This is a genomic window from Marinospirillum sp. (genome assembly GCF_035271045.1).
Lineage (GTDB): Bacteria > Pseudomonadota > Gammaproteobacteria > Pseudomonadales > Halomonadaceae > Marinospirillum.
This window is the reverse complement of record NZ_DATESC010000002.1, coordinates 185,082-208,535: the sequence shown is the minus strand read 5'-3', so window position 1 is coordinate 208,535 and position 23,454 is coordinate 185,082. Positions and strand designations below refer to the sequence as shown.

Annotated in this window: 27 protein-coding genes, 1 tRNA gene and 1 riboswitch; of the genes, 17 read left to right on the top strand and 11 right to left on the bottom strand. The window is 42.8% G+C overall.

Translation table 11 applies throughout. The annotated features are described in order from the left end of the window. Positions 1 to 88: 88 nt before the first annotated feature. Positions 89 to 451, top strand: a complete 363-nt coding sequence (locus VJY63_RS01880; protein WP_324048033.1) for a hypothetical protein — start codon at positions 89 to 91, stop codon at positions 449 to 451. Here the strand turns inward: VJY63_RS01880 and VJY63_RS01875 are convergent. Next, positions 448 to 696 (bottom strand): hypothetical protein, encoded by a 249-nt coding sequence (locus VJY63_RS01875; RefSeq protein WP_324048032.1) that lies wholly within the window; start codon positions 694 to 696, stop codon positions 448 to 450. The genes VJY63_RS01880 and VJY63_RS01875 overlap by 4 nt on opposite strands. 102 nt (positions 697 to 798) lie before the next feature. Between VJY63_RS01875 and dsbG the strand changes: the two genes are divergently transcribed. The 3 genes from dsbG (at position 799) to VJY63_RS01860 (ending at position 2,639) form a co-directional block, all read left to right on the top strand. Beyond that, entirely contained in the window at positions 799 to 1,680 is an 882-nt protein-coding gene (gene dsbG, locus VJY63_RS01870) for a thiol:disulfide interchange protein DsbG (RefSeq protein WP_324048031.1), read from the top strand. Between the two features lie 18 nt (positions 1,681 to 1,698). Then, a complete protein-coding gene (locus VJY63_RS01865; RefSeq protein WP_324048030.1) occupies positions 1,699 to 2,511 on the top strand; it encodes a TlpA disulfide reductase family protein in 813 nt (270 codons plus the stop codon). Positions 2,512 to 2,562: 51 nt separating this feature from the next. After that, a tRNA-Arg gene (locus VJY63_RS01860) sits at positions 2,563 to 2,639 on the top strand. 82 nt (positions 2,640 to 2,721) lie between these two features. Here the strand turns inward: VJY63_RS01860 and VJY63_RS01855 are convergent. Then, positions 2,722 to 3,582 carry a YicC/YloC family endoribonuclease gene (locus VJY63_RS01855; protein ID WP_324048029.1) on the bottom strand — a complete coding sequence of 287 codons (861 nt, stop codon included), beginning with the start codon at positions 3,580 to 3,582 and terminating at the stop codon, positions 2,722 to 2,724. Between the two features lie 59 nt (positions 3,583 to 3,641). Here VJY63_RS01855 and rph point away from each other — a divergent pair, with 59 nt between their 5' ends. Further along, positions 3,642 to 4,361 (top strand): ribonuclease PH, encoded by a 720-nt coding sequence (rph, locus tag VJY63_RS01850; protein ID WP_324048028.1) that lies wholly within the window; start codon positions 3,642 to 3,644, stop codon positions 4,359 to 4,361. Between the two features lie 57 nt (positions 4,362 to 4,418). Here the strand turns inward: rph and VJY63_RS01845 are convergent, their stop codons facing one another. Further along, a complete protein-coding gene (locus VJY63_RS01845) occupies positions 4,419 to 5,174 on the bottom strand; it encodes an exodeoxyribonuclease III (protein ID WP_324048027.1) in 756 nt (251 codons plus the stop codon). Between the two features lie 180 nt (positions 5,175 to 5,354). On the opposite strand from VJY63_RS01845, the gene pyrE reads away from it, so the two are divergent. The 8 genes from pyrE (at position 5,355) to ahcY (ending at position 12,406) form a co-directional block, all read left to right on the top strand. Then, positions 5,355 to 5,999: an orotate phosphoribosyltransferase gene (gene pyrE / locus VJY63_RS01840; protein WP_324048026.1), complete on the top strand. Its 645-nt coding sequence runs from the start codon at positions 5,355 to 5,357 to the stop codon at positions 5,997 to 5,999. 24 nt (positions 6,000 to 6,023) lie between these two features. Then, complete coding sequence (locus tag VJY63_RS01835; protein ID WP_324048025.1) at positions 6,024 to 6,614, top strand: YfaZ family outer membrane protein; 591 nt, start codon at positions 6,024 to 6,026, stop codon at positions 6,612 to 6,614. Between the two features lie 26 nt (positions 6,615 to 6,640). Further along, the gene (locus tag VJY63_RS01830; RefSeq protein WP_324048024.1) at positions 6,641 to 7,066 is read left to right on the top strand and encodes a PaaI family thioesterase; all 426 of its coding nucleotides are present in this window, start codon (positions 6,641 to 6,643) and stop codon (positions 7,064 to 7,066) included. 67 nt (positions 7,067 to 7,133) lie between these two features. Next, positions 7,134 to 7,334 carry a sulfur carrier protein ThiS gene (gene thiS / locus VJY63_RS01825; protein WP_324048065.1) on the top strand — a complete coding sequence of 67 codons (201 nt, stop codon included), beginning with the start codon at positions 7,134 to 7,136 and terminating at the stop codon, positions 7,332 to 7,334. A 31-nt stretch (positions 7,335 to 7,365) separates the two neighbouring features. Then, the gene (locus VJY63_RS01820) at positions 7,366 to 8,148 is read left to right on the top strand and encodes a thiazole synthase (RefSeq protein WP_324048023.1); all 783 of its coding nucleotides are present in this window, start codon (positions 7,366 to 7,368) and stop codon (positions 8,146 to 8,148) included. After that, the gene (gene trmB, locus VJY63_RS01815; protein ID WP_324048022.1) at positions 8,148 to 8,882 is read left to right on the top strand and encodes a tRNA (guanosine(46)-N7)-methyltransferase TrmB; all 735 of its coding nucleotides are present in this window, start codon (positions 8,148 to 8,150) and stop codon (positions 8,880 to 8,882) included. Before VJY63_RS01820 ends, trmB begins: the two co-directional genes overlap by 1 nt. A 44-nt stretch (positions 8,883 to 8,926) precedes the next feature. Then, positions 8,927 to 10,798 carry a methyl-accepting chemotaxis protein gene (locus VJY63_RS01810; protein ID WP_324048021.1) on the top strand — a complete coding sequence of 624 codons (1,872 nt, stop codon included), beginning with the start codon at positions 8,927 to 8,929 and terminating at the stop codon, positions 10,796 to 10,798. Between the two features lie 87 nt (positions 10,799 to 10,885). Beyond that, positions 10,886 to 10,961: riboswitch (S-adenosyl-L-homocysteine riboswitch) on the top strand. Between the two features lie 53 nt (positions 10,962 to 11,014). Next, positions 11,015 to 12,406 carry an adenosylhomocysteinase gene (gene ahcY, locus VJY63_RS01805; RefSeq protein WP_324048020.1) on the top strand — a complete coding sequence of 464 codons (1,392 nt, stop codon included), beginning with the start codon at positions 11,015 to 11,017 and terminating at the stop codon, positions 12,404 to 12,406. A gap of 56 nt (positions 12,407 to 12,462) precedes the next feature. On the opposite strand, the gene rluA is transcribed toward ahcY, so the two are convergent. Both rluA and VJY63_RS01795 read right to left on the bottom strand, forming a co-directional pair. Next, positions 12,463 to 13,146 (bottom strand): bifunctional tRNA pseudouridine(32) synthase/23S rRNA pseudouridine(746) synthase RluA, encoded by a 684-nt coding sequence (gene rluA / locus VJY63_RS01800; protein WP_324048019.1) that lies wholly within the window; start codon positions 13,144 to 13,146, stop codon positions 12,463 to 12,465. Next, complete coding sequence (locus tag VJY63_RS01795; RefSeq protein ID WP_324048018.1) at positions 13,143 to 13,487, bottom strand: DUF2288 domain-containing protein; 345 nt, start codon at positions 13,485 to 13,487, stop codon at positions 13,143 to 13,145. Before VJY63_RS01795 ends, rluA begins: the two co-directional genes overlap by 4 nt. 148 nt (positions 13,488 to 13,635) lie before the next feature. On the opposite strand from VJY63_RS01795, the gene VJY63_RS01790 reads away from it, so the two are divergent. Continuing rightward, positions 13,636 to 14,754 carry a TRAP transporter substrate-binding protein gene (locus VJY63_RS01790; protein ID WP_324048017.1) on the top strand — a complete coding sequence of 373 codons (1,119 nt, stop codon included), beginning with the start codon at positions 13,636 to 13,638 and terminating at the stop codon, positions 14,752 to 14,754. A gap of 79 nt (positions 14,755 to 14,833) precedes the next feature. Here VJY63_RS01790 and VJY63_RS01785 read toward each other — a convergent pair whose 3' ends face one another. Then, positions 14,834 to 16,213, bottom strand: a complete 1,380-nt coding sequence (locus tag VJY63_RS01785; RefSeq protein ID WP_414674800.1) for a TRAP transporter large permease — start codon at positions 16,211 to 16,213, stop codon at positions 14,834 to 14,836. Between the two features lie 17 nt (positions 16,214 to 16,230). Then, the gene (locus VJY63_RS01780) at positions 16,231 to 16,692 is read right to left on the bottom strand and encodes a TRAP transporter small permease subunit (RefSeq protein ID WP_324048015.1); all 462 of its coding nucleotides are present in this window, start codon (positions 16,690 to 16,692) and stop codon (positions 16,231 to 16,233) included. A 211-nt stretch (positions 16,693 to 16,903) separates the two neighbouring features. Between VJY63_RS01780 and VJY63_RS01775 the strand changes: the two genes are divergently transcribed. Both VJY63_RS01775 and metF read left to right on the top strand, forming a co-directional pair. Next, positions 16,904 to 17,833, top strand: coding sequence for a DMT family transporter (locus VJY63_RS01775; RefSeq protein ID WP_324048014.1), 930 nt, complete (start codon positions 16,904 to 16,906; stop codon positions 17,831 to 17,833). Between the two features lie 105 nt (positions 17,834 to 17,938). Beyond that, positions 17,939 to 18,766 (top strand): methylenetetrahydrofolate reductase [NAD(P)H], encoded by an 828-nt coding sequence (metF, locus tag VJY63_RS01770; protein ID WP_324048013.1) that lies wholly within the window; start codon positions 17,939 to 17,941, stop codon positions 18,764 to 18,766. Here metF and VJY63_RS01765 read toward each other — a convergent pair. The 3 genes from VJY63_RS01765 to VJY63_RS01755 are packed head-to-tail and all read right to left on the bottom strand — an operon-like array spanning position 18,750 to position 21,749. Then, entirely contained in the window at positions 18,750 to 19,940 is a 1,191-nt protein-coding gene (locus VJY63_RS01765; protein ID WP_324048012.1) for a CBS domain-containing protein, read from the bottom strand. The two genes, metF and VJY63_RS01765, sit on opposite strands and share 17 nt — an antisense overlap. Before the next feature lie 15 nt (positions 19,941 to 19,955). Then, positions 19,956 to 21,455, bottom strand: coding sequence for a YifB family Mg chelatase-like AAA ATPase (locus VJY63_RS01760; protein WP_324048011.1), 1,500 nt, complete (start codon positions 21,453 to 21,455; stop codon positions 19,956 to 19,958). Positions 21,456 to 21,506: 51 nt separating this feature from the next. Continuing rightward, positions 21,507 to 21,749 (bottom strand): accessory factor UbiK family protein, encoded by a 243-nt coding sequence (locus VJY63_RS01755; protein WP_324048010.1) that lies wholly within the window; start codon positions 21,747 to 21,749, stop codon positions 21,507 to 21,509. Between the two features lie 158 nt (positions 21,750 to 21,907). On the opposite strand from VJY63_RS01755, the gene VJY63_RS01750 reads away from it, so the two are divergent. Further along, positions 21,908 to 22,246: a P-II family nitrogen regulator gene (locus VJY63_RS01750; protein ID WP_324048009.1), complete on the top strand. Its 339-nt coding sequence runs from the start codon at positions 21,908 to 21,910 to the stop codon at positions 22,244 to 22,246. A gap of 34 nt (positions 22,247 to 22,280) precedes the next feature. Here the strand turns inward: VJY63_RS01750 and VJY63_RS01745 are convergent, their stop codons facing one another. Then, positions 22,281 to 23,453 carry an HD-GYP domain-containing protein gene (locus VJY63_RS01745; protein ID WP_324048008.1) on the bottom strand — a complete coding sequence of 391 codons (1,173 nt, stop codon included), beginning with the start codon at positions 23,451 to 23,453 and terminating at the stop codon, positions 22,281 to 22,283. Position 23,454 lies beyond the last annotated feature (1 nt).

The window sequence follows — 23,454 nt, the reverse complement described above, 5'->3', positions numbered from 1 at the left end:
AACTTGGCTATTTTTTAAAACGCTTGTTTTATTCTGAATGTTCTTTATTATTCTTAAATCTTATTCACAGCTAGGGAAACCAATAACAATGCTTAAACTAAAATTTTTACTGTGGATACTGGGATTTCTATTAAAGCGTACTTGGCGTAACGATGAAAAATTCCGACAAAAACTGGAAAAACAACCGCTAAACTTTGCTATAAAAACTGCTGGCAGTCAGCTAAACCATTGCTTCTTTTTACACGCAACCAAGGTAACAACTCAAAATACCAACAATCAGCCAATGGATTTAACCCTAGTATTTGGCAGCCCTGCCAAAGCTTGGAAGGTATTAACCAGTAAAGACAAAAATGCTTTTATGCGAGCGATTCAAGAAGGCGATGTCAAAGTAGAAGGGGATTACAAACTACTTTTTCAACTGCAAAGCTTAATCAAGCACCTAAAAATTTAATCATCTGCCGCTTCTTCACGCAGCAGGGCAGAACGCTGCTCTGCTAAACGCATCGCTTTACGTTGTTGGTAGCGCTTTAATACCGCAATCAACAGTGCAGCAGCGAGCATCAGCAATAACACACCCAATTGCCAAGCGCCTGCTTGCCCACGCCCCAAGTAGGTTTCTAACCAAAAAATAACCATAAAACCTAAAGCTTGCGAAACTATTGCCCATAAACGTAGTCGATTATTAAACATACCCATTCACTCAATACCCTTCACTACCTAAAAGATGACACTGCCTAGCAAAATCGCTAACCTTGTCGCTTATTTTTTAGCATTGGTTTAGCCGAGGCGGTCTACTTTATGATTCATTTTTTTCATGTACGTTTACACAACACCCTGATCTTCACTTTAGCGCTTAGCCTGTTACTGGGATTATCGGGTACTGCTTTAGCTCAAACCCAATCAAGTGAACAAAATGCCGTAGCAACAAACCTACCAAACCAATTACCTGAACCTATTCAACACCTTAAAAGTAAAGGGTTAGACATTGTACGTGAATTTCACGTTGGCGCATCCATCACAGGCTGGGTAGTTAGTTACGAAGGTAATGATACCCTTGTCTATACCACGACCGACGGTGAGTTTTTAATTAATGGTGTGTTATTAGATGCACAAGGCAATGATTTAACCGAAGAACACCAAAAAAGCTGGCTACCTAAACCTAACTGGGAAGACTTAGCCACTAGCTATTTTATTACTGAAAAAAACCGTGTAGAAAACCAAGCCGACGCGCCCAAATCGACTATTTATATGTTCTTTGATGCTAATTGCCCTTTTTGCCACTTATCTTGGTTAGCGCTGCAACCTTACCGTGATGCAGGGCTTGAAGTACGCTGGATTCCGGTGGCTTATTTAAAGCCAGATAGCCGTGATAAAGCCGCAGCACTATTAAGCACTTCACCCAATCAGCAAGCGAAACTACTTGAACAAAGTATGCAAGCGTTTGGGGAAAATCCATCAGATATGGGTAAAGCAGCGGATGATAAAGATAAAATGCAACTGCAAGCGAATATGAGTTTGATGCAAGCCTTTGGTATCAACGGCACACCTGGTTGGGTTTGGCTAAATGAAGCGGGTGATCTACAAACCCATTCGGGTATGTTGCGCTTACCAAAATTGCCTAGCATCACTGGCTTACCGGCTCAAAAACACACTGAACCTACGTTAATGCGTTTTCGTTAGAAGTTAGGAAAAAATACTATGGAAGCAATCACGCTTGGCCCGTTAATTTTACCCATTAGCCGTATTCCCGGCTTGGTGGCACTGATTATTTTACTGGCGGGCAGTGAACTTTATAACAAGCGTTTTCCGGGTCTTGCCCGCTGGGGTTGGTTAACGGCTTTGGCAGCTACGCTAGGAGCAAGATTGGTTTATGCAGCAAGCGCACCCTCGGCTTATTTAAGCGAACCTTGGACACTACTGTATTTTTGGCAGCCCGGTTACAGTGTTTGGGGTGCGATTATTTCTGCAGCGGCTTTTACAGGGTTTTACCTTTATAAAAAGCCACCATTGGCTATTGGTGGCATAACAAATCTTGGCATTGCTGGTTTAGTCGGGGTGGCGCTGCTGCTATTAACACCTAACAACGCATTCAATAACGAAGGCTTGCCGAATCAAGTTTTTACAACACTTGATGGTGAAGAGCAGCAATTAACCCAGTTTCAAGGCAAGCCAATCATTGTGAACCTTTGGGCAACTTGGTGTCCGCCTTGCCGACGTGAAATGCCAATGTTACATAGTTACGAAGGTGACGAGCGAATTCAGTTGGTGATGATTAATCAAGGTGAAAGCACTGTGGCGGTCGATCATTATTTACGCAGCGAAGGGTTTGATTTTGGTGCTGTGTTGCTTGATGTGCATCAACAAGCCGGACAAATTTTTAGCGCACCCGGTTTGCCTGCTACCGTGTTTTATAACGCCAAAGGCGAACAAGTTGACCGGCACTTTGGTGAATTAAGCCGTGCTCAAATCGAACGCTTTATTAATCAACAAACATCGCTGCTGGACAAATAAACACGCACGTCCTACAATCCGTGGCCTTGCAAACGCTGTTTTGCAAGGTATGCGCTAGTAGCTCAGCTGGATAGAGTGTCGCCCTCCGAAGGCGAAGGTCGTGGGTTCGACTCCCGCCTAGCGCGCCAATCCTTAACCACAGATAACATATCAAACCAGAATACGAAATAATTGCTAAATGGCGTTACCCACGCCTAAAATTAAAGTTGACTACTCAATATTTTGTATCTGCTCGCGCATTTGCTCTACTAGCACTTTTAAATCCACTGAAACCTGTGTCATTTCCATGCTAATGGCTTTTGAACCTAGTGTATTGGCTTCGCGGTTCATTTCTTGCATTAAAAAATCTAAGCGGCGGCCTATCGGTTGTTTGCTGGTTAGGGCGCGGCGCACTTCTTTTATGTGAGTGGTTAGTCGGTCTAGCTCTTCCATCACATCTTGTTTTTGTGCCAGCAAAACGGTTTCTTGTTCTAGCCTTGCTAGGTCTACGTCTATTTGTAGCTTTTGTGCTCTTTCTAATAGGTTAGTTCGCCAAACTTCTAATGCAGCAGGTAGGTAGTTTTGTGCTGTTATTAAGTGCTGACTAATTTGTTCTAAACGGTCTTCAATCAGTTTGGCTAACGCTTCACCTTCGCGCTGGCGATGGGCTTTTAAATCGACTAAAGCGTCTTTGAAAAGCTGTAGCGCTGTTTTTTTTACATCATCTTCATCAGCTTTGGCGCTTTGCATAACACCAGGCCACTGCAACAGACGCAGCGGATCAAGCGCTGCTGCTGGCGTGCGGTTATAAATTTGGTCAGCAGCAGCAATCAGCTGGTCTAACAAAGCAGTATTGACTTCTAACTGGCTGCTAGCTTCTGTAGGTTGAAATTTTAGAGTTAAATCTAACTTGCCACGCGAAATGGCTTGGCGCAGTTCATTACGCAACAGCGGCTCTAAGTCTCGTAGCGTTTCTGGTAGGCGAAAAGTGGGTTCTAGGTAGCGTTGGTTAACGGAGCGAATTTCCCAACTCAGGCTCCCCCAGTTTTGGTGCGTTTCACGGCGGGCAAAAGCGGTCATGCTGGCGGTCATGGAATATCCTTCTGGGTTATACTAGCTGGCTAATTTAATTAACGTTTAGGAAATTATTAATGCGTCCAAGTGGCAGAGCTTCCGATCAAGCACGAGAAGTCAAAATCATCCGTCATTTTACCAGTCATGCCGAAGGTTCGGTGCTGGTATGTTTCGGTAATACTCAGGTGATTTGCACCGCTAGTGTTGAAAAGGGTGTGCCTCGCTGGTTACAGGGCAAAGGCCAAGGTTGGATTACTGCTGAATACGGTATGTTACCAAGATCAACCCACACACGTAATAGACGCGAAGCTACGAGTGGTAAACAAGGTGGCCGTACTTTAGAGATTCAACGTTTAATTGGGCGCTCGTTACGTGCTGCCGTTGATCTAAAAAAGCTGGGTGAATTTACCATCACGTTAGACTGTGATGTGATTCAAGCCGACGGTGGTACGCGCACCGCTTCAATTACTGGCGCTTGCGTTGCACTGGTGGATGCGTTGCGTAGTTTGCAGCTAAACAAAAGCATTAAATCTGATCCTTTTACCCAGTTTATTACTTCAGTTTCGGTGGGTATGTACAAGGGCGAAGCCGTATTAGATTTAGATTACCCTGAAGACTCTAATTGCGAAACCGATATGAACGTAGTAATGACGCAAGACGGCAAATTTATTGAAGTACAAGGCACAGCGGAAGGTCAAGCATTTAGCCGTGAAGAAATGAACGCCATGCTAGAATTGGCTGAAAAAGGCTGCCGTGAATTATTTGTAATTCAACAAGAAGCGTTAAAAAGTCTTTAGTTTAAAGTCAGGGATCAGAATCAATTTAAAAACATAAATTGATTCTGATCCCCTTTACTAAAACTCGTATTCGACAAACAAGGCAGCGTGGTCAGAAAATTTAACGCTGTTATCTATCCAAGCACGTTTAATGTTTTTGCGTAAATTCGGGCCAACGACTTGGTAATCTAAACGCCAACCTTCTTGCCTTAGGCGCTCTTCTTTAGCGTCAGGCCAAAAAGTGAACTGATCGGTATCACGGTTTACTTCACGAAAAACATCAATAAAACCGAGTGGGCCAAAGACCTGATCCATCCAAGCACGTTCTTCAGGACGAAAACCAATACTTAATTGATTATCTTGCCAGTTAGCTAAATCAAGCGTTTTATGGGCGATATTCCACGTACCACAAATAATAAACTCACGGCGTTTGCGGCGTAACTTATTTAAAAACTCTAGAAACTGCTCTAAAAACAACTTTTTTTCAGCTGGATTAGCACCTGAAGGCATTAAAAAACTAGCAACGCTAACTTTTTCAAAGTCAGCTTGCATAAAGCGACCTTCTCGGTCGGCCAATTCAAAACCCAATCCTGTCATTACCGCTTTAGGAGTTTTGCGGCAATAAATGCCAGTACCAGAATAATCATCTTGTTCGGCATCAAAAAAATACCCTTCCCAACCGTCTGGGCGCTCAATAGCGTCACCGAGTTTCCAGCTTTTGGTACGCACGTCTTGCACGCATACAACGTCAGCATCTTGGTCTTTCAACCAATCGAGAAACCCTCTTTCAACGGCTTGCTTAATTCCGCCAACATTCAGGCTAATAACTTTCATGCGTAGGTTGTTCCCATTCCCGCGTGTGACAAATTTTAATAAAGTGTATGATACCTGACCTTCAGACCTTTAGGGAATTGCTGTTACCCTAGGTTGCTTATATAAGTCATTTTGCCGCAACTGCCTGCTGAATGCACAATACTTTTAAACCTATTAAGAAATGAGCTATAGACATCCACTATGTTTGATTATCAAAAAGACTTTATTAACTTTGCTCTACGCCAAGAAGTGCTACGTTTTGGTGAGTTCACTTTAAAATCAGGTCGCATTAGCCCTTATTTTTTTAATGCTGGATTATTTAATTCAGGCGAAGCTTTGGTGGAACTGGGTAAAAGCTATGCTGAAACGCTTGTCCGTTCAGGCTTAGAATTCGATGTATTGTTTGGCCCTGCTTACAAAGGCATTCCTTTAGGTGCTGCAACAGCAACTATGCTAGCTGAACACCATCAGCGTCCTACCCCTTTTACTTTTAACCGTAAAGAAGTAAAAGCTCACGGCGAAGGTGGTCAGCTAGTGGGTGCCGATATGCGCGGTAAACGTGTGGTGATTATTGATGACGTGATTACTGCTGGCACTGCGATTCGTGAAGTAATACCGTTAATTGAAGAAGCCGGTGGCATCGTTGCTGGTGTCGTCATTGCTTTAAATCGCCAAGAACGCGGACAAGGCGAACGCTCCGCCATTCAAGAAGTTGAACAAGATTTAACGATCCCCGTTATCAGCATTATTGCTTTGGAAGACGTTTTAAAATTTGTAGCCGATCAACCAAACCTAACGCAGCACGTAACAGCCATAAAAGCCTATCGCCAAGCTTACGGTGTTTAATTTTTTATAAAGGAAAGTATGAATATGTTGACTAAAAAAACCTTCGCTACTTTTTCTGGTGCTGTCATGCTAGCCACCACTGGCTTAAATGCTTCAGCAGCCAGTTCAATTGAAGCCAGTTTAAATAATGACACCGCACAAATTGAATTTGATACCCGTCTGCCTAAAACGACCAATCTACACGTCAATGCCAGTTTACTTTATACCGAAGAACACCGCGATCATAATGCTATTGTGGCTACGGTGGGCTTTCAAGGCGTAGAAACGAATAACGCTACTTACCGCGCTGCGGTCGGCGGCCGTTTATATTTTTATGATTACGGCCCATTAAGTGGTACAGCCATTGCTGTCGGCGGCTTGTTTTACCACACCCTTCCAGGCGCACAACGCTTTTCAGCTGGTGGCTATGGCTGGTTTGCACCTAAAGTAACTAGCTTTGGGGATACCGAACAAGTTTATGAGCTGGGTGCTCGCATTGCTTTTCGCGTTATTCAAAATACTGACGTGTTTTTAGGGTATCGCCATTTAAAAGTTAAAAATGTGAAATATGGTAGAAACACCTTAAAAGACCCATTAGAAAATGGGGTAAACCTTGGCTTCCGTTTAAACTTCTAACCCATTAAAACCAGAGGCTAACGACTATGACTAGCGCCTTAAAAATGACTCACCAAGCACTGGCTGAATTTTTGCATAAAGAGTTCCCTCAATACATTGGCGAAGTGTGTGAAGTTGCAGAAAATTACAGCCTGCTGCGCCAACCCATTAATGAAAGTCATTTACGTCCTGGTCGTACTGTTTCTGGTCCAACATTAATGGCTTTAGCCGATGTTGCGCTTTATGTTGCTATTCTTTCTAAAATTGGACCCGTGGCTTTAACGGTTACGACCGACTTAACCATTCATTTTTTAAACAAGCCCCGCTCTGACCGCGCAATAATGGCAAAAGCAAGCTTGCTAAAACAAGGTAAACGTTTAATTATTGGTGAGGTTGAGCTTTACAGTGAAGGCGAAGAAGACATTGTTGCTCATGTGGTTGCTACCTATTCTGTACCACCTATCACTGTTTAAAATGCTTAACTTAAAAATACTTAGCTTAAAAAACACCTACTTTAAATAAAAAGGTTAAAAGGTGAAGATGCAAATACACTTAAATGGGCAACCCTATACCCTAACCGAACCGATCAATATTGTTGATCTACTGCAACAACTTGACTTGGTTAGTAAACGCCTTGCAGTTGAAGTTAATGAATCAATCATTCCTAAAAGCCGCCATGCTACAACACTACTTAAAGCAGATGATTACGTTGAAATAGTACACGCGATTGGTGGTGGCTAAGTTTTCTAGCAAAAAAATGAGACAATAAATAATGAACCAAGATACTTTTAAAATTGGTCAACGTGAGTTTTCATCTCGCCTTTTAGTTGGCACAGGCAAATACAAAAACCTACAGGAAACAGCAGCAGCCATTGAAACTTCAGGTGCTGAAATCGTTACCTTTGCTGTTCGCCGCACCAATATTGGTCAGAACCAAGGTGAGCCTAATTTACTCGACGTTATTTCGCCAGAAAAATACACCCTGCTACCTAACACGGCTGGCTGTTACGATGCTAAAGATTCTGTGCGTACCTGTTTATTAGCGCGTGAATTATTAGATGGTCATAACCTTGTTAAATTAGAAGTGTTAGGCGACCAAAAAACCCTTTACCCCAATATGCGAGAAACCTTAATTGCCACTGAACAGTTAATGGCCGAAGGTTTTGAGGTTATGGTGTATTGCAACGATGACCCCATAGCCGCCAAAGAATTAGAAGGTATGGGTTGTGTGGCGATTATGCCGTTAGGCTCTTTAATTGGCTCAGGCCTGGGCATTCTTAATCCGCACAATATTCGTTTAATTATGGAAGAAGCTAAAGTGCCGGTATTGGTTGATGCAGGCGTAGGTACAGCTTCCGATGCCGCCTTTGCAATGGAGATGGGTTGCACTGGCGTATTGATGAATACAGCGATTGCTCATGCTCATAATCCGGTGTTAATGGCAAGCGCTATGAATAAGGCGATTCAAGCCGGTCGTGAAGCTTTTTTAGCGGGTCGCATGACTAAAAAAGCCTATGCCAGCGCCAGTTCGCCCTTAGAAGGATTAATTAAATAATGAGCAATGCAGAACAATCGAATGTGAGCAATAAGCACGACCGTGCGGATGATGCGATTCATGATAAGCGTATTCGTAGTTTTGTGTTGCGCCAAGGGCGGATGACAGGCTTGCAGCAAAGAGGCATTAGCGATTTTTTGCCTAAATTGGGGCTAACACTTGAAGATGGTGCATTTGATGCTGCTGCCGTTTTTGGGCGTGATGCACCTTTGGTTGTTGAGGTTGGCTTTGGCATGGGCGGCTCGTTACTCGAACAAGTGCAAGCCATGCCCGACCATGACTTTGTGGGCATTGAAGTTCACCTACCTGGGGTGGGTAAGTTGTTGGGCGAGGCCGGTGATCTGGGTGTGGATAACTTAAAGGTTTACCACGAAGATGCAGTAGAGGTGTTTAACCAGTGCATTCCCGATAATTCAATCGACTTATTTCAGCTGTTTTTTCCCGACCCTTGGCACAAAAAAAAGCACCACAAGCGCCGTATAGTGCAGCCGCCTTTTGTGGAAGTGATTCGCAAAAAGCTAAAAATTGGTGGGCGTTTTCATTTAGCTACCGATTGGGAAGCCTACGCAGAACACATGCGCGATGTTATGAACAATGCCGCTGGTTATGAAAATACCGCGACCCAAGGTGATTTTGTGCCACGCCCAGAATCTCGCCCTTTAACTAAGTTTGAACTGCGTGGCGAACGCTTAGGGCATGGCGTTTGGGATTTGATTTATAGGCGAATTAACTAACTTTCAAATAAAATATTACAATAAAAAATACTGAGGAATTATCTGTGGCATTAAACTTTAAAAACAAGCTGTTAATTTCTACACTAAGCTTACTACTCATTACTTGCTTAGTGTTAGCAGCCCTTGCACTTTACCGCCTAATGAATGAAACACATACCACCTTGGATAGCCAAATATCCATGACATTAGAACAAGCAAGGGATGCTGCAAACAGCTGGAGTGATGCCAAATCTGCCATTATAAGCTCAGCAACTAAAAACCTACCAATCAGTCGTCAAGGCATTGATTCATCATTAACTTTGGCAAAAGATTCAGGTGGTTTTGATCTTTTTTATATTGGTACACCTCAAAAAGAGTTTTTACAATCTAACCCTGCCACAGTGCAACGAGCAGACTATGACCCAACCGCTCGCCCTTGGTATAAACAAGCTCAGCAGGCTAATAAGTTAATTATTACCCAACCCTACCCACGCTCTAGCACTGGCGAGCTAGTGGTGACTGTTGCTGCGCCCATGCAAAATGGTATGGGTGGCGTGGTTGCAGGCGATGTAACCCTTACTCAACTTATAAAAACACTTTTGATGATGGAAACTCGCTGGACTTCACAGCTTTGGTTAACCAATGAAAGTGGTCAGCTATTAGCCCACCCAGATTCAAGTCAAGCGAACAAGAATTATACTGAACTTTATTCTAATGCAAGCGAAGGTTTTCGTGGCTTAGATAAAGTGCAATACCTGAATCAAAGCTGGTTTATTCGTGAAATATCATTACCCGAGCAAGGCTGGAAGCTTATTTTATTAGTGAATGAAAAAGATGCTTTAGCACCACTTTATGACCTAACCCTGCAACTAGTATTAAGTAGCTTACTTATAGTAGCCATTGCTGCTTTTCTAATTTGGTTACTCACTAACTATTTCAGTACACCATTAATACGTGTTACCCAAGCACTCAACTTGCTTGCCGATGGTAAAATTCAGCAACGCACCCAAATTACTTCAAACGATGAGTTTGGCATGATGAGCCTTGCTTATAACCGCTTAATTGAAAAACTACAATCAACCTTAGGCAAAACCAGCCGGTTAAGCGATGAATTACTTGCAAGTGTTGAATCAACAGAAGTTCACTCCAATGAAACACTAAACGCAACTCAAGAACAGCGTGAAGCCCTGTCGCAAATGTCTGAAGCGGTAAGCCAAATGTCGATTGCCACCGCTGAAATTGCTGAAAATGCGGAACGAACTGCCAGCGCTTCAGAATCAGGGGTCGATTCTAGCCAGCAGGGAATGAAGCTAATGCAAAGCAGCCATAATTCCATCTCTAAGCTTTCAACACTAGTACACAGCAACGCCATTAAGTTGGATGAACTAGCTTTAACCGTTGAAGGCATTCGTAAAATTTTGCGTAACATTAATGACATTGCCGAACAAACCAACCTGCTAGCTTTAAATGCTGCCATTGAAGCGGCACGGGCAGGCGAGCATGGCCGTGGCTTTGCGGTAGTGGCCGATGAAGTGCGCTCTTTGTCGCATAACACCCAAAATGCAACGCAAGAAATTCAATCGTTAATTCAAAAACTTGAAACGGCAACTCAAGAAACCATTAAAGAAATGCGCTTAAGTGAGCTGACAGCCAAAGAAAGCACCGACCAAGCCAGCCTTGCTTATGAACAAATTCAGGCCATCACAAAAGCCAACACCACCATTAATGATATGACACTGCAAACCGCAAGCGCCGTGGAAGAGCAGCACATGATGTCGAATGAAATTCACGACAACACCAGCAAAATCCATGATATTTCATTGGTGCTTGCTGAAGCGGCTGAAGGCAACCATGCTGAATCACTCAAACTAAAGGAAGAGATTTTATCGCTTAAAGCGCATTTAGCGGCTTCTTTTGAAATGGGTAAACTAACCTAAGCTTTATTTTTATAGCTGCCCTGCTGCAAAGGCTGTCTAGCTGAGTTATAATTTTTGTATAAGTTAGTTAAACTTAACTGTTTTCTCTGTACTGAGGGGCGCTGCAGCAGCATTTTCTGTCAGGCTCAGTTCAGGAACTAAAGACTAACGGCGCCCGTTAAAACGATGCAATGGCCACTATTTATTGGCTATTTATTCTGCTAAACGGAGTGTTATATGTCTGAATTTACTGATTACAAAGTAGCCGATATCAGCCTAGCTGATTGGGGCCGTAAAGAACTGCGCATTGCTGAAAGCGAAATGCCTGCGCTAATGACCATTCGTGCTAAATACCGCGAACAGCAGCCGCTTAAAGGTGCGCGCATTGTTGGCTGTATTCACATGACCATTCAAACCGGCGTATTGATTGAAACCCTAATTGATTTAGGCGCTGAAGTTCGCTGGTCTTCTTGCAATATCTTCTCTACCCAAGACCATGCTGCGGCAGCCATTGCAGCAGCGGGCACGCCAGTATTTGCTTGGAAAGGCGAAACCGAAGAAGAATACCTCTGGTGCATTAAACAAACCATTGAAGGCAAAGACGGCTGGGAACCCAACATGGTGCTAGACGATGGCGGCGACTTAACCGCAATTCTGCACGATGATTACCCTCAGTTAATTGACGCTATTCACGGTGTTTCTGAAGAAACTACCACAGGTGTGCACCGTTTAATTGAAATGATGCAGAAAGGCACTTTGAAGATTCCTGCTATCAACGTAAACGATGCGGTTACCAAGTCTAAAAACGACAACAAATACGGCTGCCGCCATAGCTTAAACGATGCGATTAAGCGTGCGACTGACCACCTGCTTTCGGGCAAGCAAGCTTTGGTGATTGGTTATGGTGACGTAGGTAAAGGTTCTGCGCTTTCTTTAAGGCAAGAAGGCATGATTGTTAAAGTCAGTGAAGTTGATCCTATCTGTGCGATGCAGGCTTGCATGGACGGTTACGAAGTGGTTTCTCCTTATTTGAACGGCGTTAATACCGGTAAAGATGAAGGTGTGGATAAGTTATTGCTAGGCAAAATTGACCTATTAGTTACCACCACAGGTAACGTGAATGTGTGTGATGCGCCTATGATGAAAGCCCTGAAAAATGGTGCGATTGTCTGCAATATTGGTCACTTCGACAATGAAATTGACACTGCTTACACACGTAAGAACTGGGCTTGGCAGGAAATTAAGCCACAGGTTCATAAAATTTTCCGTGATGGCAAGCCAGGTCAGTTTGATGAAGCCAGTAATGATTACTTAATTCTGCTTTCTGAAGGCCGCTTAGTGAACCTAGGTAATGCAACAGGTCACCCTAGCCGTATTATGGATGGTTCTTTTGCTAACCAAGTACTAGCGCAAATTCATTTGTTTGGAGAAGGTTTTGCTAACCTAGCAGCAGACCAGAAAGCCAGTAACATTACTGTTGAAGTGTTGCCTAAGCAATTAGATGAAGAAGTGGCTCAGTATATGGTGCAAGGTTTTGGTGGCGTGATTACCAAGCTAACCAATGACCAAGCCAAGTACTTAGGTGTGCCGCAGGCTGGCCCATTTAAGCCAGAGACTTATCGTTATTAGTAAGTATTGCTTGCTAACAGTAGAAGCCCAGTTTAACTGGGCTTTTTTATTACCAACTAAAAAGGACAGGGTGCAGTAAAAGTCATTGGCTCTGTTGTGCTTGGATGGCTTATTTCTAGCTCTTGTGCATGAAGCAGTAAACGGCTGCTGGCAGCTAACGCCTCGCCTTCCGAATAAAACCTATCGCCCAAAATGGGATGGCCTAGGGCTTTTAGGTGGACTCTTAGTTGGTGCGAGCGCCCAGTTATGGGGTTGAGTTCTAGGCGGCTGGTTTTGCCATCGGTTTCTATAACACGGTAATGGGTTAGCGAGGGTTTACCTCTTTCGTGGCAGACTTTTTGTAGTGGACGGTTGGGCCAGTCGCATATTAGCGGTAGGTTTATTTCGCCTTCTGTTTCTGTTGGGCAGCCCCAAACTTGTGCGATGTAGGTTTTTCTGGTTTGGCGGTTTTGAAATTGCATTCTTATCGAACGCTCAGCATCTTTACGCAGCGCCACAACAAGTACGCCAGAGGTCGCCATGTCTAGGCGATGAGCAAGTTCAGCATAGGGTGATATTTGTTTGGCGCGTGCTTCTACACTGTCGTATAAGCCTTCACCACGACCAGGCGTAGAAAGCAGCCCTGCTGGTTTGTTAACCACTAATATGTCTTTATCCTGGTAAAGAATATCCAGCCAAGGTTCGGTAGGTGGCTGATAATCTAACACGGGTGGTGCTTGGTTGATTGCTAACAAACTCATTGCAAACGCGCATCCGCAGGTTTTTTAGGGCGATTTTGAACCAATACCCAAGGAGCCACTACTAATGCCCAAAGTTCAGTATTTTCTTGATGCCAAGTATGTGCATCGTCATCAGCCACTGTGCCGACTTCACCCGAATCTAACCATTGTTGAAATTGCGCCCGATTATCTTGCGTCAACTGAAAGCCAACTTCCGTTAAATCTAATGTACTATTAACCTGAACCACACAACCTCGCGCATGGTGTATTTCTAATTCACGCCAAGTAATTAAAGCCGTTTCAAGGGCCAATTTGCTACGCAGTAAATCGGGCTGGCGAGCATCGGGGTGTTCATTTTGCATATTATTTTCGACCTTGCTGTGTTTGTGTGTAATATTAAAAAAGCCATTCTATAGTAATGGCATTCTAGTAGATTACTTAACAAGACGCTAAATCGCTGCTTAAAACAATAAAGTCTACTCATATAAAACTTGTTGGAGTTTCGCTGTAATGAAAGATAAATCAGTCGACCAAGGTAAGCGTGGCTTTATTAAATCCGCAGCCATAGGTGCAGGTGCTGTTGTAACAGCCGGTATTGCTACACCAGCCATATCTCAAAAAAAATATAACTGGCGCATGGTAACTACTTGGCCGCGTAATTTTCCGGGTTTAGGCGTGGGCGCACAACGCTTAGCGGATCGTATTAATGCCATGTCAGCAGGTCGCTTAACGATTCGTGTTTATTCAGCCAATGAACTTGTACCCGCACTGCAATCTTTTGATGCCGTTATCGAAGGCTCTGCAGAAATGTGCCACAGTGCGGCTTACTACTGGCAGAACAAAAGCGAAGCCAGCTCTTTTTTCACGGGTGTTCCTTATGGTATGACATCACGCGAGCTAACCGCTTGGATACGTTATATGGGCGGGCAACAAATTTGGGATAAGGTTTACGATCAGTTTGGTGTTAAAGGCTTTTTATCAGGTGATACAGGCACTCAAGCGGGCGGTTGGTTTCGTAAAGAAGTTAACAGCATAGAAGATGTTAAAGGCCTTAAATTTCGTACGCCAGGTTTGTCTGGTAAAGTTTGGCAAGCCATTGGCGCTAGCGTTGTCAATTTACCGGCCGGTGAAATTTTCCAAGCACTGCAAACCGGTGCTTTAGATGCGGCTGAGTTTGTTGGGCCTTTTAATGATTTAGCGTTAGGTTTTCACCAAGTGTGTAAAGAGTACTATATGCCTAGCTTCACTGAACCGGGTCTAGCAACCGAGCTAGTCGTGAATAAATCAGAGTTTGCTAAGCTACCTAAAGACTTACAGCAAATTGTTGAAGTGGCTTGTCAGGCAGAGTACGACCAAGTTGCTTCAGATTTTTATGCCAATGACCCCATTGCACTTAAACAACTCGTTGATAAACACGGGGTTAATATTCGCGCTTTCCCTGATGACATCCTAGAAGCGGGTGCTAAAGCTGCAATGAATATTATGACTGAGCTGCGCGAACATAAAGATGCATTAACGCGTGAAACCGCAGAAAGCTTTGTGAAGAGTTTAACTATCTTGCGTACTCGTACAGAGCAGGTAGACCAACGCTTTGGTTTGGCTCGTGAGAAGCACTTTATTTATAAGTAGCTTTAAATAGTCACCTACAAAAAAACTAAGCGCACCTAAATAATTGGGTGCGCTTTTTTTATGCTATTTTGCTGAAAAGTTAGTTACCGTAAAGCTTGTTAGGCAACCAAGTCACTATTTCTGGAAAAATAATCAAAGTAACTAAAGCCACCAATTGAATACCAACAAAGGGCAAGACCCCCTCATAAATCATGCGGGTTGGTACCGATGAAGGCGCTACACCGCGAAGGTAAAAAAGCGCAAAGCCAAAAGGCGGTGTTAAGAAGCTGGTTTGTAAATTGATTGCCACCATAACGCCTAGCCAAACAGGATCAACATCCATCATTAGCAGAATAGGCGCAGTAATAGGTAGCACGATAAAAATAATTTCAAAGGTATCTAAAATAAAGCCCAGCAAGAACATCAGCAACATAACAAACACGATTGCGCCTAGCGTTCCACCGGGTAAGTTCCCTAAAAAATCTGCAACCAGCTCATCGCCACCCAACATACGAAATACCAGCGAGAAAACAGACGCACCCAAGAGAATAACAAAAACCATAGTCGTGGTATTTGCCGTAGCACTCATGCATTCGCGTAAATTGGTTAACGTTAGCTTACGTTTGACTGCCGCTAGCAACATAGCACCCACAGCACCCACAGCAGCCGATTCTGTTGGCGTAGCAATACCACCTAAAATAGAACCTAAAACGGCCATAATTAACACTAATGGTGGCAAAAGGCTGGTTAAAACATCGTGTCCTAAGTTAGCTTTTTCTTCTGCAGTGACTTCCAAAGCCGGACAACTTTTAGGGTCGGTTATGGCTTTATAAATCATCCACAACATATAAAAACTAACCAGCATTAAACCGGGTATAAAAGCGCCAGCGAATAAGTCACCCACAGAAACAGCAGAGGGCGCAAAATTGCCTTTTTCCATTTGTACTTGAGCGTTAATGCCTGACAGCATATCACCCATAAAAATGAGCACCGTTGAGGGTGGAATAATTTGACCCAGCGTGCCTGAAGCACAAATAACACCAGTAGCTAAGCGAGGATCATAACCTGCACGAATCATTGCGGGTAAAGACAACAGCCCCATAGTAACTACGGTTGCACCAATAATGCCCGTTGAAGCAGCTAATAAAGCGCCCACCAAAATAACCGATAAACCCAAACCACCACGCAGCGTGCCAAACATACGACCCATAGTTATTAATAACTTTTCAGCTATGCCTGAACGCTCTAGCATCATGCCCATAAAAATAAATAAAGGCACAGCAACCAATACTTCATTTAGCATTACGCCGATATAACGTGAGGCAAGACTATTAAAGTTAGATGGATCAAAAGCACCTAACAACCAGCCTAAACCTGCAAAAAAAAGTGATACCCCAGCCAGTGAAAAAGCAACGGGGTAACCCAGCATTAATACACCGATGATGCCAAAAAACATCACAACCGAAAGCACTTCACCAATTAAAGTCGGCTCCATAATTAGTGATTCTCCCGATAACGGTATTCTTTAGGCAGCAAGTCTTGTTGATTAAATAACACCAAAACACCCCGTAAAAACATGGCTAAACCTTGTAGAGCCACTACAAAAGCAAATACCATAATAAAGCTTTTAATGATATATAAGCCCGGCATACCACCATAGTTAGATGAGCCTTCTAGCCATTTCCAAGAACGCATAACATACGGAAAACTCCAATAAACCAAAATGGTTACAAATGGGGCAATAAAGAATAGGCTGCCAAACATATCTACCCAAGCTTTATGACGTAAGCTAGCCGGACGGTAAAAAATATCGACCCTAACGTGAGAATTATTAAATAAAGCATAACCAGCCAAGCCCATAAACATCATGGCGTTAAGCCAAACATAAAGGTCTTGCATCCATACTTGACTCACAGAAAAAACATAGCGCAGCACGACTACAGAAAAACATACCAGCACGATGCCTAAAGAAAACCAGGAAAAAATCTGCCCTAGAAGGATATTAAATCGACTGATTAATCGGATGATCAGTGCTATAGCCTGCACTTTGCAGCCCTCATATATAAAGTTAAATTAAGCCAACAAGAATACATGATATTCTAGCCCAAAACACACAAACACCGCCTTCAATCTGTGTTCAATCCTTCTGCTTTAACCTGATGAGTTTTTTATGTTTAATCAAGTAAGTCTTAAAAAAGCTGAGTGGCTAGCCTATTTTTTATTGATTTTAACGACTTTATTTTGGGGTGGTAATTTCATTGTCGCCCGTGCTGTGCATACTGAAATCCCACCGTTAGCCTTAGCTTGGTGGCGCTGGTTACTGGCCATGTTGATTATTCTTCCTTTTGCTGGGCAACAGCTTTGGAACGCCAAACACATTATCAAAGCCCACTGGTTTAAGTTGTCTTTAATGGCACTGTTTGGCGTTACAGGTTTTAATACGCTGGTTTATATCGGTTTACAAACCTTACCTGCAAGCAACGGCATTTTACTTTTATCTGCTTGCCCACTGTTTATTTTAGTTTTTTCTTGGTGGTTTTATGGCGACGCTATTAGCTCAAAGCAAATTATAGGGTTAGCGGTTTCACTTGCCGGTATTAGCGTGCTGATTAGTCAAGGGCAACCCAGTCAATTATTAAACCAGCTTGGCAGTGGTAACGGTAATCTTTGGGTACTTGCAGCGGTATTTAGTTGGGCTATTTATTCCGTTATGTTACGCAGTCGCCCAACCGATTTAAGTGGGCTGGCTTTTTTTGCGTTAACGGTTATTTTTGGTTGGCTACAACTCACGCCGTTTTACCTTTACGAACTACTGGTACAAGAACGCAATTTTAGCTTCAACCTAACCAGCTTATTAAGTATTGGTTATGTTGGTTTATTTGCATCTATTGGTGCTTTTTTATTTTGGAATCGTGGTGTAGAGGTGCTTAGCGCAAGCCGTGCGGGTTATTTTATTCATTTAATTCCAGTCTGGGGCTTAATTTTAGCCAGTATTTTTTTAGGCGAACAACTAGAAGGTTTTCACTGGGCAGGAATGCTGCTTATTTTTAGCGGCATTATTTTAGCGACTTTTATAAAAAAACACTCAATCATTCATTAAATGAATAAATCTCATCCAGTCTGCTAATAAGTTTCAAGCAACTGCTATTTTATTCATCTTAATCAGCAGGTAAGATGAATCCAATTAATATAAATGAGAATAATCATGCCTTCTATACCCATTAGTTTTGAGTTTTTTCCCCCTAAAACACCCGTAGGCCAAGAAAAGCTTTTAGTGGTGCGCAATAAGCTTGCTGCCCTGAATCCTGAATTTTTTTCTGTTACCTATGGCGCCGGTGGTTCTACCCAAGATGGCACCTTACAAACCGTTTTAGCTTTACGTGAAAGCGGCATTGATTCAGCACCACACATGTCGTGTATTGGTGCAAGCCGTGCCGAATTACGCAATCAATTACAAGGCTACAAAGACAAGGGCATTCGCCGCTTAGTTGCTTTGCGTGGTGATTTACCTTCTGGTATGGGTATGGGTGGTGAATTGCGTTATGCCAATGAATTGGTTGCATTTATTCGCCAAGAGTTTGGCAAAGATTTTATTATTGAAGTGGCTGCTTACCCTGAATCTCACCCTCAAGCAGCCAACCTAGACGTTGATATTCAAAACTTTGTGCGTAAATGCCAAGCTGGTGCCGACAGCGCGATTACCCAATACTTTTTTAATGCCGATGCTTATTTTTATTTTGTAGATAGAGTCAGGGCAAAAGGTATCGAAATCCCCATTATTCCTGGCATTATGCCGATTACTAACTACAGTAAACTGGCGCGTTTTTCTGATGCTTGTGGTGCTGAATTACCGCGCTGGATTAGAAAACAACTCGAATCTTATGGCGATGATAGCGACAGCATTATTAAGTTTGGTGAAGAAGTCATTTCTAACCTTTGTCAACAGCTAATTGAAGGTGGCGCGCCCAGCTTGCACTTTTATACCCTTAATCAAGCTGAAGCCTCTTTAGCTGTTGTTAATAACTTGAAGTAGACTCTATCGCCTGACGTGGCTTAAAGCTAAGTAGCATAAAGCCACGACTAGCATCACTATTAAGCGGACGTGCTGTTAATTGATAAGCTTGATAATGCCCAGTCACTGATTTAAACATGACTTCAGCGCGTGAAGCTTGGCCTATATCTAACTTGATAAAAAAATCTTTAGCATTAGCCGCTGAAGGATTGTCTTGCATCAACCGTTGCAATGTAACACCGGATAAAAGTTTTTCTTTAGCAAAAATTTGTTGCGCGGCTTGATTAAACTGATCTAACTCACCCTTAGCATTCAACAACAAAACTGGAAACTCTAACATTTCTAACAACTGAGTAAAGGCTTGTTCTTTTTGTTCCAAATGCTGATTACTGTCGAGCAACTCTTGCTGCTGCTGTTTAATCAGCCCAAACCACTGACTGTAATAAAGATTAACTAAATCTTGCTGGCGTATTAAACCCACCACCTTATTAGCATCATTAACCACCACTAAACGCTTAAAGCCTTGTTCACGCATATTATTAATGGCTTGGCGCACTGAAAAATACTCGGACAAAGTGGATACTGGGCTAGACATCACCGTATCGACACGGCTAGAAAGGTCTAAATTAGCATCCAGCAAACGCATCACATCCGATAAAGTAAGCATACCTAAAGGCACACGATCTTCACTAATTAAAGCCGTATTAACATCTTGCCGCTGCATCAATCCCAATACTAGGTTAATCGGCATTTCTTTATTAACCTGCAATAGCTGCATTCCGCGCAATAAATCACCCAAACGCTGATTTTCAGCTAAAGCATCAGGATCAAGGTTTTGTACTAGATCGGTGTAAGTCACAATGCCACAAAGCTGCTCATTTTCATCAATCAAACAAACTTGCTCGGCTTGATGCAAACTAATCAGCTTAATCGCTTCTTGCACATCAACTTCAGGTGGCAATTGCAACGCTCTAGGCAGCAATACTTGCGCTAAAGGCACCTTAAAATTAATGCCCTGCAAATGAAACGCCATTAAATCTTTAGTTTGTAATAAGCGATAACCCTGACTGCTGTTCACTAATAAACTACGAATGGTATGTTTATTCATCAGACTTAGCGCTTCAGCCAAACTAGCCTGTTCGTTTAGGCTAATGACTTGTGTTGTTGCAAGGGATTGTAAAGTTGGAAACTGCATAGTTATACCATTAAATTAGTCTGACCAAGGTAGTTTACGGTAGCTAAGTGCTTCTAATAAATGTTTAGACTCTATAACGGACTTGGTTTCTAAGTCAGCTAAAGTCAGTGCTACTTTGATTATACGGTGCGCGGCTCTAGCTGACAGATGTATCTTATTCATAGCGCGTGTTAATAGCTGTTGTTGTTCTTTGCCTAAAGGTGCAAAGGTTTCTAATTCTGTGGGTGATAGTTGTGAATTTGGCTTGCCTGCCCGCTGTATTTGCAGTTGCCGTGCTTCTTTTACTCTTACACGCACTTGAGCGGAGCTTTCACCTTCAACGGGTTGCCATAAACAATCGGCTGGCAAAGCAGGTACTTCAAGGTGTAAATCAATTCTATCTAACAAAGGCCCTGACAAGCGTGATTGATAGCGGTGAATTAAGCCTTGTGGACAAATACAAGCTTTGCGTGGATCACCCAAATGACCGCAAGGGCAAGGATTCATCGCAGCAATTAATAAAAACTGTGCTGGATAGCTTGCCTTGCGTTTAGCACGAGCAAGGTGAATCACGCCAGCTTCTAAAGGCTCACGCAACACTTCTAAAACTTGTCGACCAAACTCAGGCAGCTCATCTAAAAATAAAATACCCCGGTGGGCTAAAGAAATTTCGCCGGGTAAAGGATTGCTGCCACCGCCCACTAAAGCAACAGCGGATGACGTATGGTGGGGTGAACGAAATGGGCGTTGTCGCCAAGTGCTGGCATCAAACCCTTGAACGATGGATTGAATCGCGGCAACTTCTAAGGCTTCTTCTTCACTGGGTTCAGGCAATAACCCCAATAAACAGCGTGCTAATAAAGTTTTACCACTGCCAGGTGGCCCACAAAACAGCAGATTATGTTGCCCAGCCGCCGCAACCATTAAAGCCCTTTTTGCGGCTTGCTGACCTTTTACTTCTAATAAATCGGTGTAATTTAAGCTAACAACGTCTAAAGGCGTGTGGCTAGGTGTTAAGAACTCGGCTTGACCCCGCAACGCTGCAGCAACATCTAGCAAGTGATGAGCGCCACCCGTTTTTAAGCTAGAAACCAACCCAACTTCTGGCAAATTAGCCGCAGGCAGCACTAAAAAGTTACCTATTTTTGAAGTTGATAAAGCCGTGGGTAATGCGCCTTTTATTTTTCTCAACTCGCCATTTAAAGCCAGCTCGCCAATAAACTCACGGCCATTAAGGCTATTTTGCGGTAATTGTTGAGAAGCAACTAAAATACCTAGCGCGATGGGAAGGTCATAACGCCCCCCTTCTTTAGGCAAATCGGCTGGCGAAAGATTAACGGTAATACGCCGCGCAGGAAACTCAAAGCCCGCCGTCATTAATGCGCTACGCACCCGATCACGACTTTCTCTAACCGCTACTTCTGGCATTCCAACCAAATTAAATGCAGGCAAACCATTAGCCAAATGTACTTCAACACGAACTTCAGGTGAATCCAAGCCAATAAGGGCACGACTTGCAACCAATGCCAGCGACATCTTAAACCTCCTTGTAATCTCTTAACTGAGTTCTTTTAACACCGTTTTAATCTAGTTTTTTAACCTATCCTCTAACATCTCTACGCGCGAATTTAACTGGTCTACTTTTTGCCGTGTACGCTGATGAATCTGCAACAAACGCTCGTAATCTTCACGGCTAACTAAATCTAACTTTGTTACTATTTCGTTAACTAGATTTTTTAGCGCCTGACTTGTAGGTAAAGGTTGGTTTAAACTACCCAACTTTGTAGTTATCTCACTGGTTATTTTTTGTAAGTACTCAGGTTTAAGCATACTATCTCCTAATATCGGCAGCTTAACATAGCTGATTTTTTATAAAAAACGGGTTAGATCAAGTTTACTGACCTAAAAAATATCGCATCTCTTTTGGTTATTTATAGCTAGAGGCTTTACCATTAAGCAATATTTATTCATTTACCGAGGAAGCAACAATGAAGCTAATTACCGCCATTATCAAACCTTTTAAGCTAGACGATGTACGTGAAGCACTTTCTGAAATTGGCGTACAAGGCATTACTGTTACTGAAGTAAAAGGGTTTGGTCGTCAAAAAGGGCACACCGAACTTTATCGTGGTGCTGAATATGTAGTGGATTTTTTACCTAAAATAAAATTAGAAGTTGCTGTAGATGATGCTATGGAAGAGCAAGTAATTGACTCCATTATTACCGTTGCTAACACTGGAAAAATTGGTGATGGCAAAATTTTTGTGACCCCGCTCGACCAAATCATTCGTATTCGTACTGGTGAAAAAGGTAAAGATGCCATTTAGTTTAGCCGCCATCATCTAGCTAGGCTTAATCTAACTAGGCTTCGCTTATTTCACAGCGAAGCTTGTTAAGAATGTATTCTGCCTGTTCACGGTTGTTTACCAAAGCGTCCACGCAATCCGCATCTAAATGGCTGCCTGCCATGCGTTGTAACTCTGCCAAGGTATCCATCACTGACCAAGCTTTCTTATAAGGACGCTCACTGGTAAGCGCATCAAAAACATCAGCAACAGCAATAATCCTTGCCTCAATAGGAATTTCTTCGCCTTTCAATCCTTCTGGATAACCCGTGCCATCCATTTTTTCATGGTGGTAAAGCACTAGGTTTTTTAACATTTGTATATCATCTAGGCTTTCTAAACCATGATTATTAATCACTAAACTTAACAGCTCACAGCCTTTAACTGTGTGCTGCTGCATTTCTTTAAACTCATCATCAGTTAGCTTACCAGGCTTTAATAACACTCGGTCAGCAATGGCTATTTTGCCTAAATCATGCAGAGGTGCAAACAGCAACAGGTGCTGTAATTGGCGATCACTAAATATCCATTTTGGTGCTAAGTTAACGGCTATTAATTGAGAAAATTGCGCCATGCGTTCTAAATGAGCGCCCGTTTCAGGATCTCTTTTAGCACACAAGGACATGGTGGAGCGCACTGCAGCAGTTAACGTTTTGATTGCCGCATGGTCTTGGTAAACCAACTGAGCAATTAGCTGACAGTACAGCTCTAACTCTGCTAATAAATCATCTTGAAAAGTGCAAATAGTTTGCGAGTTAAAAAATACAAAGCCAATCAACTCGTCATCAACTAACAAAGGTAACGTAAAACTGGAACGCCAACCTTGGCTAACCAGTTTTAAAGTATGCGGATTAACAGCGCCTAAATTTTTAGGCGGTACCAATTCGGTCAAATCATGAATAACTCTAGGCTTTCTATTAAGCGCAAGGGCATACAGCGATCGCGCATCCTGAAGCCGAAAATCATACGCAGTAATGGCCATATCACAGTGGCTAGTGGTAAAAAAAGTGCGTACTTTATCAGTAGCAGGGTGATACAAGGCAATCGAAAAGCGTTCTACCTGTGCATATTTTTCTTGTAATCTTTCAGCTAATAATCTTAGTTTTTCGGGCAATCCTTGCCGCTCACTCATGGCTGTTATCAAGCTTACTTTTGCTACGCTTGATGTTACTAAAGTGTTACTTGTCATT

Bases quoted from the DNA above. Each gene is read 5' to 3' on its own strand.
- VJY63_RS01775 (WP_324048014.1), top strand. From the start codon at position 16,904: ATGTTTAATCAAGTAAGTCTTAAAAAAGCTGAGTGGCTAGCCTATTTT.
- VJY63_RS01845 (WP_324048027.1), bottom strand. From the start codon at position 5,174: ATGAAAGTTATTAGCCTGAATGTTGGCGGAATTAAGCAAGCCGTTGAA.
- VJY63_RS01760 (WP_324048011.1), bottom strand. From the start codon at position 21,455: ATGTCGCTGGCATTGGTTGCAAGTCGTGCCCTTATTGGCTTGGATTCA.
- VJY63_RS01745 (WP_324048008.1), bottom strand. From the start codon at position 23,453: ATGACAAGTAACACTTTAGTAACATCAAGCGTAGCAAAAGTAAGCTTG.
- VJY63_RS01795 (WP_324048018.1), bottom strand. From the start codon at position 13,487: ATGCAAAATGAACACCCCGATGCTCGCCAGCCCGATTTACTGCGTAGC.
- VJY63_RS01865 (WP_324048030.1), top strand. From the start codon at position 1,699: ATGGAAGCAATCACGCTTGGCCCGTTAATTTTACCCATTAGCCGTATT.
- thiS (WP_324048065.1), top strand. From the start codon at position 7,134: ATGCAAATACACTTAAATGGGCAACCCTATACCCTAACCGAACCGATC.
- VJY63_RS01830 (WP_324048024.1), top strand. From the start codon at position 6,641: ATGACTAGCGCCTTAAAAATGACTCACCAAGCACTGGCTGAATTTTTG.
- VJY63_RS01790 (WP_324048017.1), top strand. From the start codon at position 13,636: ATGAAAGATAAATCAGTCGACCAAGGTAAGCGTGGCTTTATTAAATCC.
- VJY63_RS01835 (WP_324048025.1), top strand. From the start codon at position 6,024: ATGTTGACTAAAAAAACCTTCGCTACTTTTTCTGGTGCTGTCATGCTA.
- pyrE (WP_324048026.1), top strand. From the start codon at position 5,355: ATGTTTGATTATCAAAAAGACTTTATTAACTTTGCTCTACGCCAAGAA.
- trmB (WP_324048022.1), top strand. From the start codon at position 8,148: ATGAGCAATGCAGAACAATCGAATGTGAGCAATAAGCACGACCGTGCG.
- dsbG (WP_324048031.1), top strand. From the start codon at position 799: ATGATTCATTTTTTTCATGTACGTTTACACAACACCCTGATCTTCACT.
- rluA (WP_324048019.1), bottom strand. From the start codon at position 13,146: ATGAGTTTGTTAGCAATCAACCAAGCACCACCCGTGTTAGATTATCAG.
- VJY63_RS01855 (WP_324048029.1), bottom strand. From the start codon at position 3,582: ATGACCGCCAGCATGACCGCTTTTGCCCGCCGTGAAACGCACCAAAAC.
- rph (WP_324048028.1), top strand. From the start codon at position 3,642: ATGCGTCCAAGTGGCAGAGCTTCCGATCAAGCACGAGAAGTCAAAATC.
- metF (WP_324048013.1), top strand. From the start codon at position 17,939: ATGCCTTCTATACCCATTAGTTTTGAGTTTTTTCCCCCTAAAACACCC.
- VJY63_RS01755 (WP_324048010.1), bottom strand. From the start codon at position 21,749: ATGCTTAAACCTGAGTACTTACAAAAAATAACCAGTGAGATAACTACA.
- VJY63_RS01875 (WP_324048032.1), bottom strand. From the start codon at position 696: ATGGGTATGTTTAATAATCGACTACGTTTATGGGCAATAGTTTCGCAA.
- VJY63_RS01750 (WP_324048009.1), top strand. From the start codon at position 21,908: ATGAAGCTAATTACCGCCATTATCAAACCTTTTAAGCTAGACGATGTA.
- ahcY (WP_324048020.1), top strand. From the start codon at position 11,015: ATGTCTGAATTTACTGATTACAAAGTAGCCGATATCAGCCTAGCTGAT.
- VJY63_RS01765 (WP_324048012.1), bottom strand. From the start codon at position 19,940: ATGCAGTTTCCAACTTTACAATCCCTTGCAACAACACAAGTCATTAGC.
- VJY63_RS01880 (WP_324048033.1), top strand. From the start codon at position 89: ATGCTTAAACTAAAATTTTTACTGTGGATACTGGGATTTCTATTAAAG.
- VJY63_RS01820 (WP_324048023.1), top strand. From the start codon at position 7,366: ATGAACCAAGATACTTTTAAAATTGGTCAACGTGAGTTTTCATCTCGC.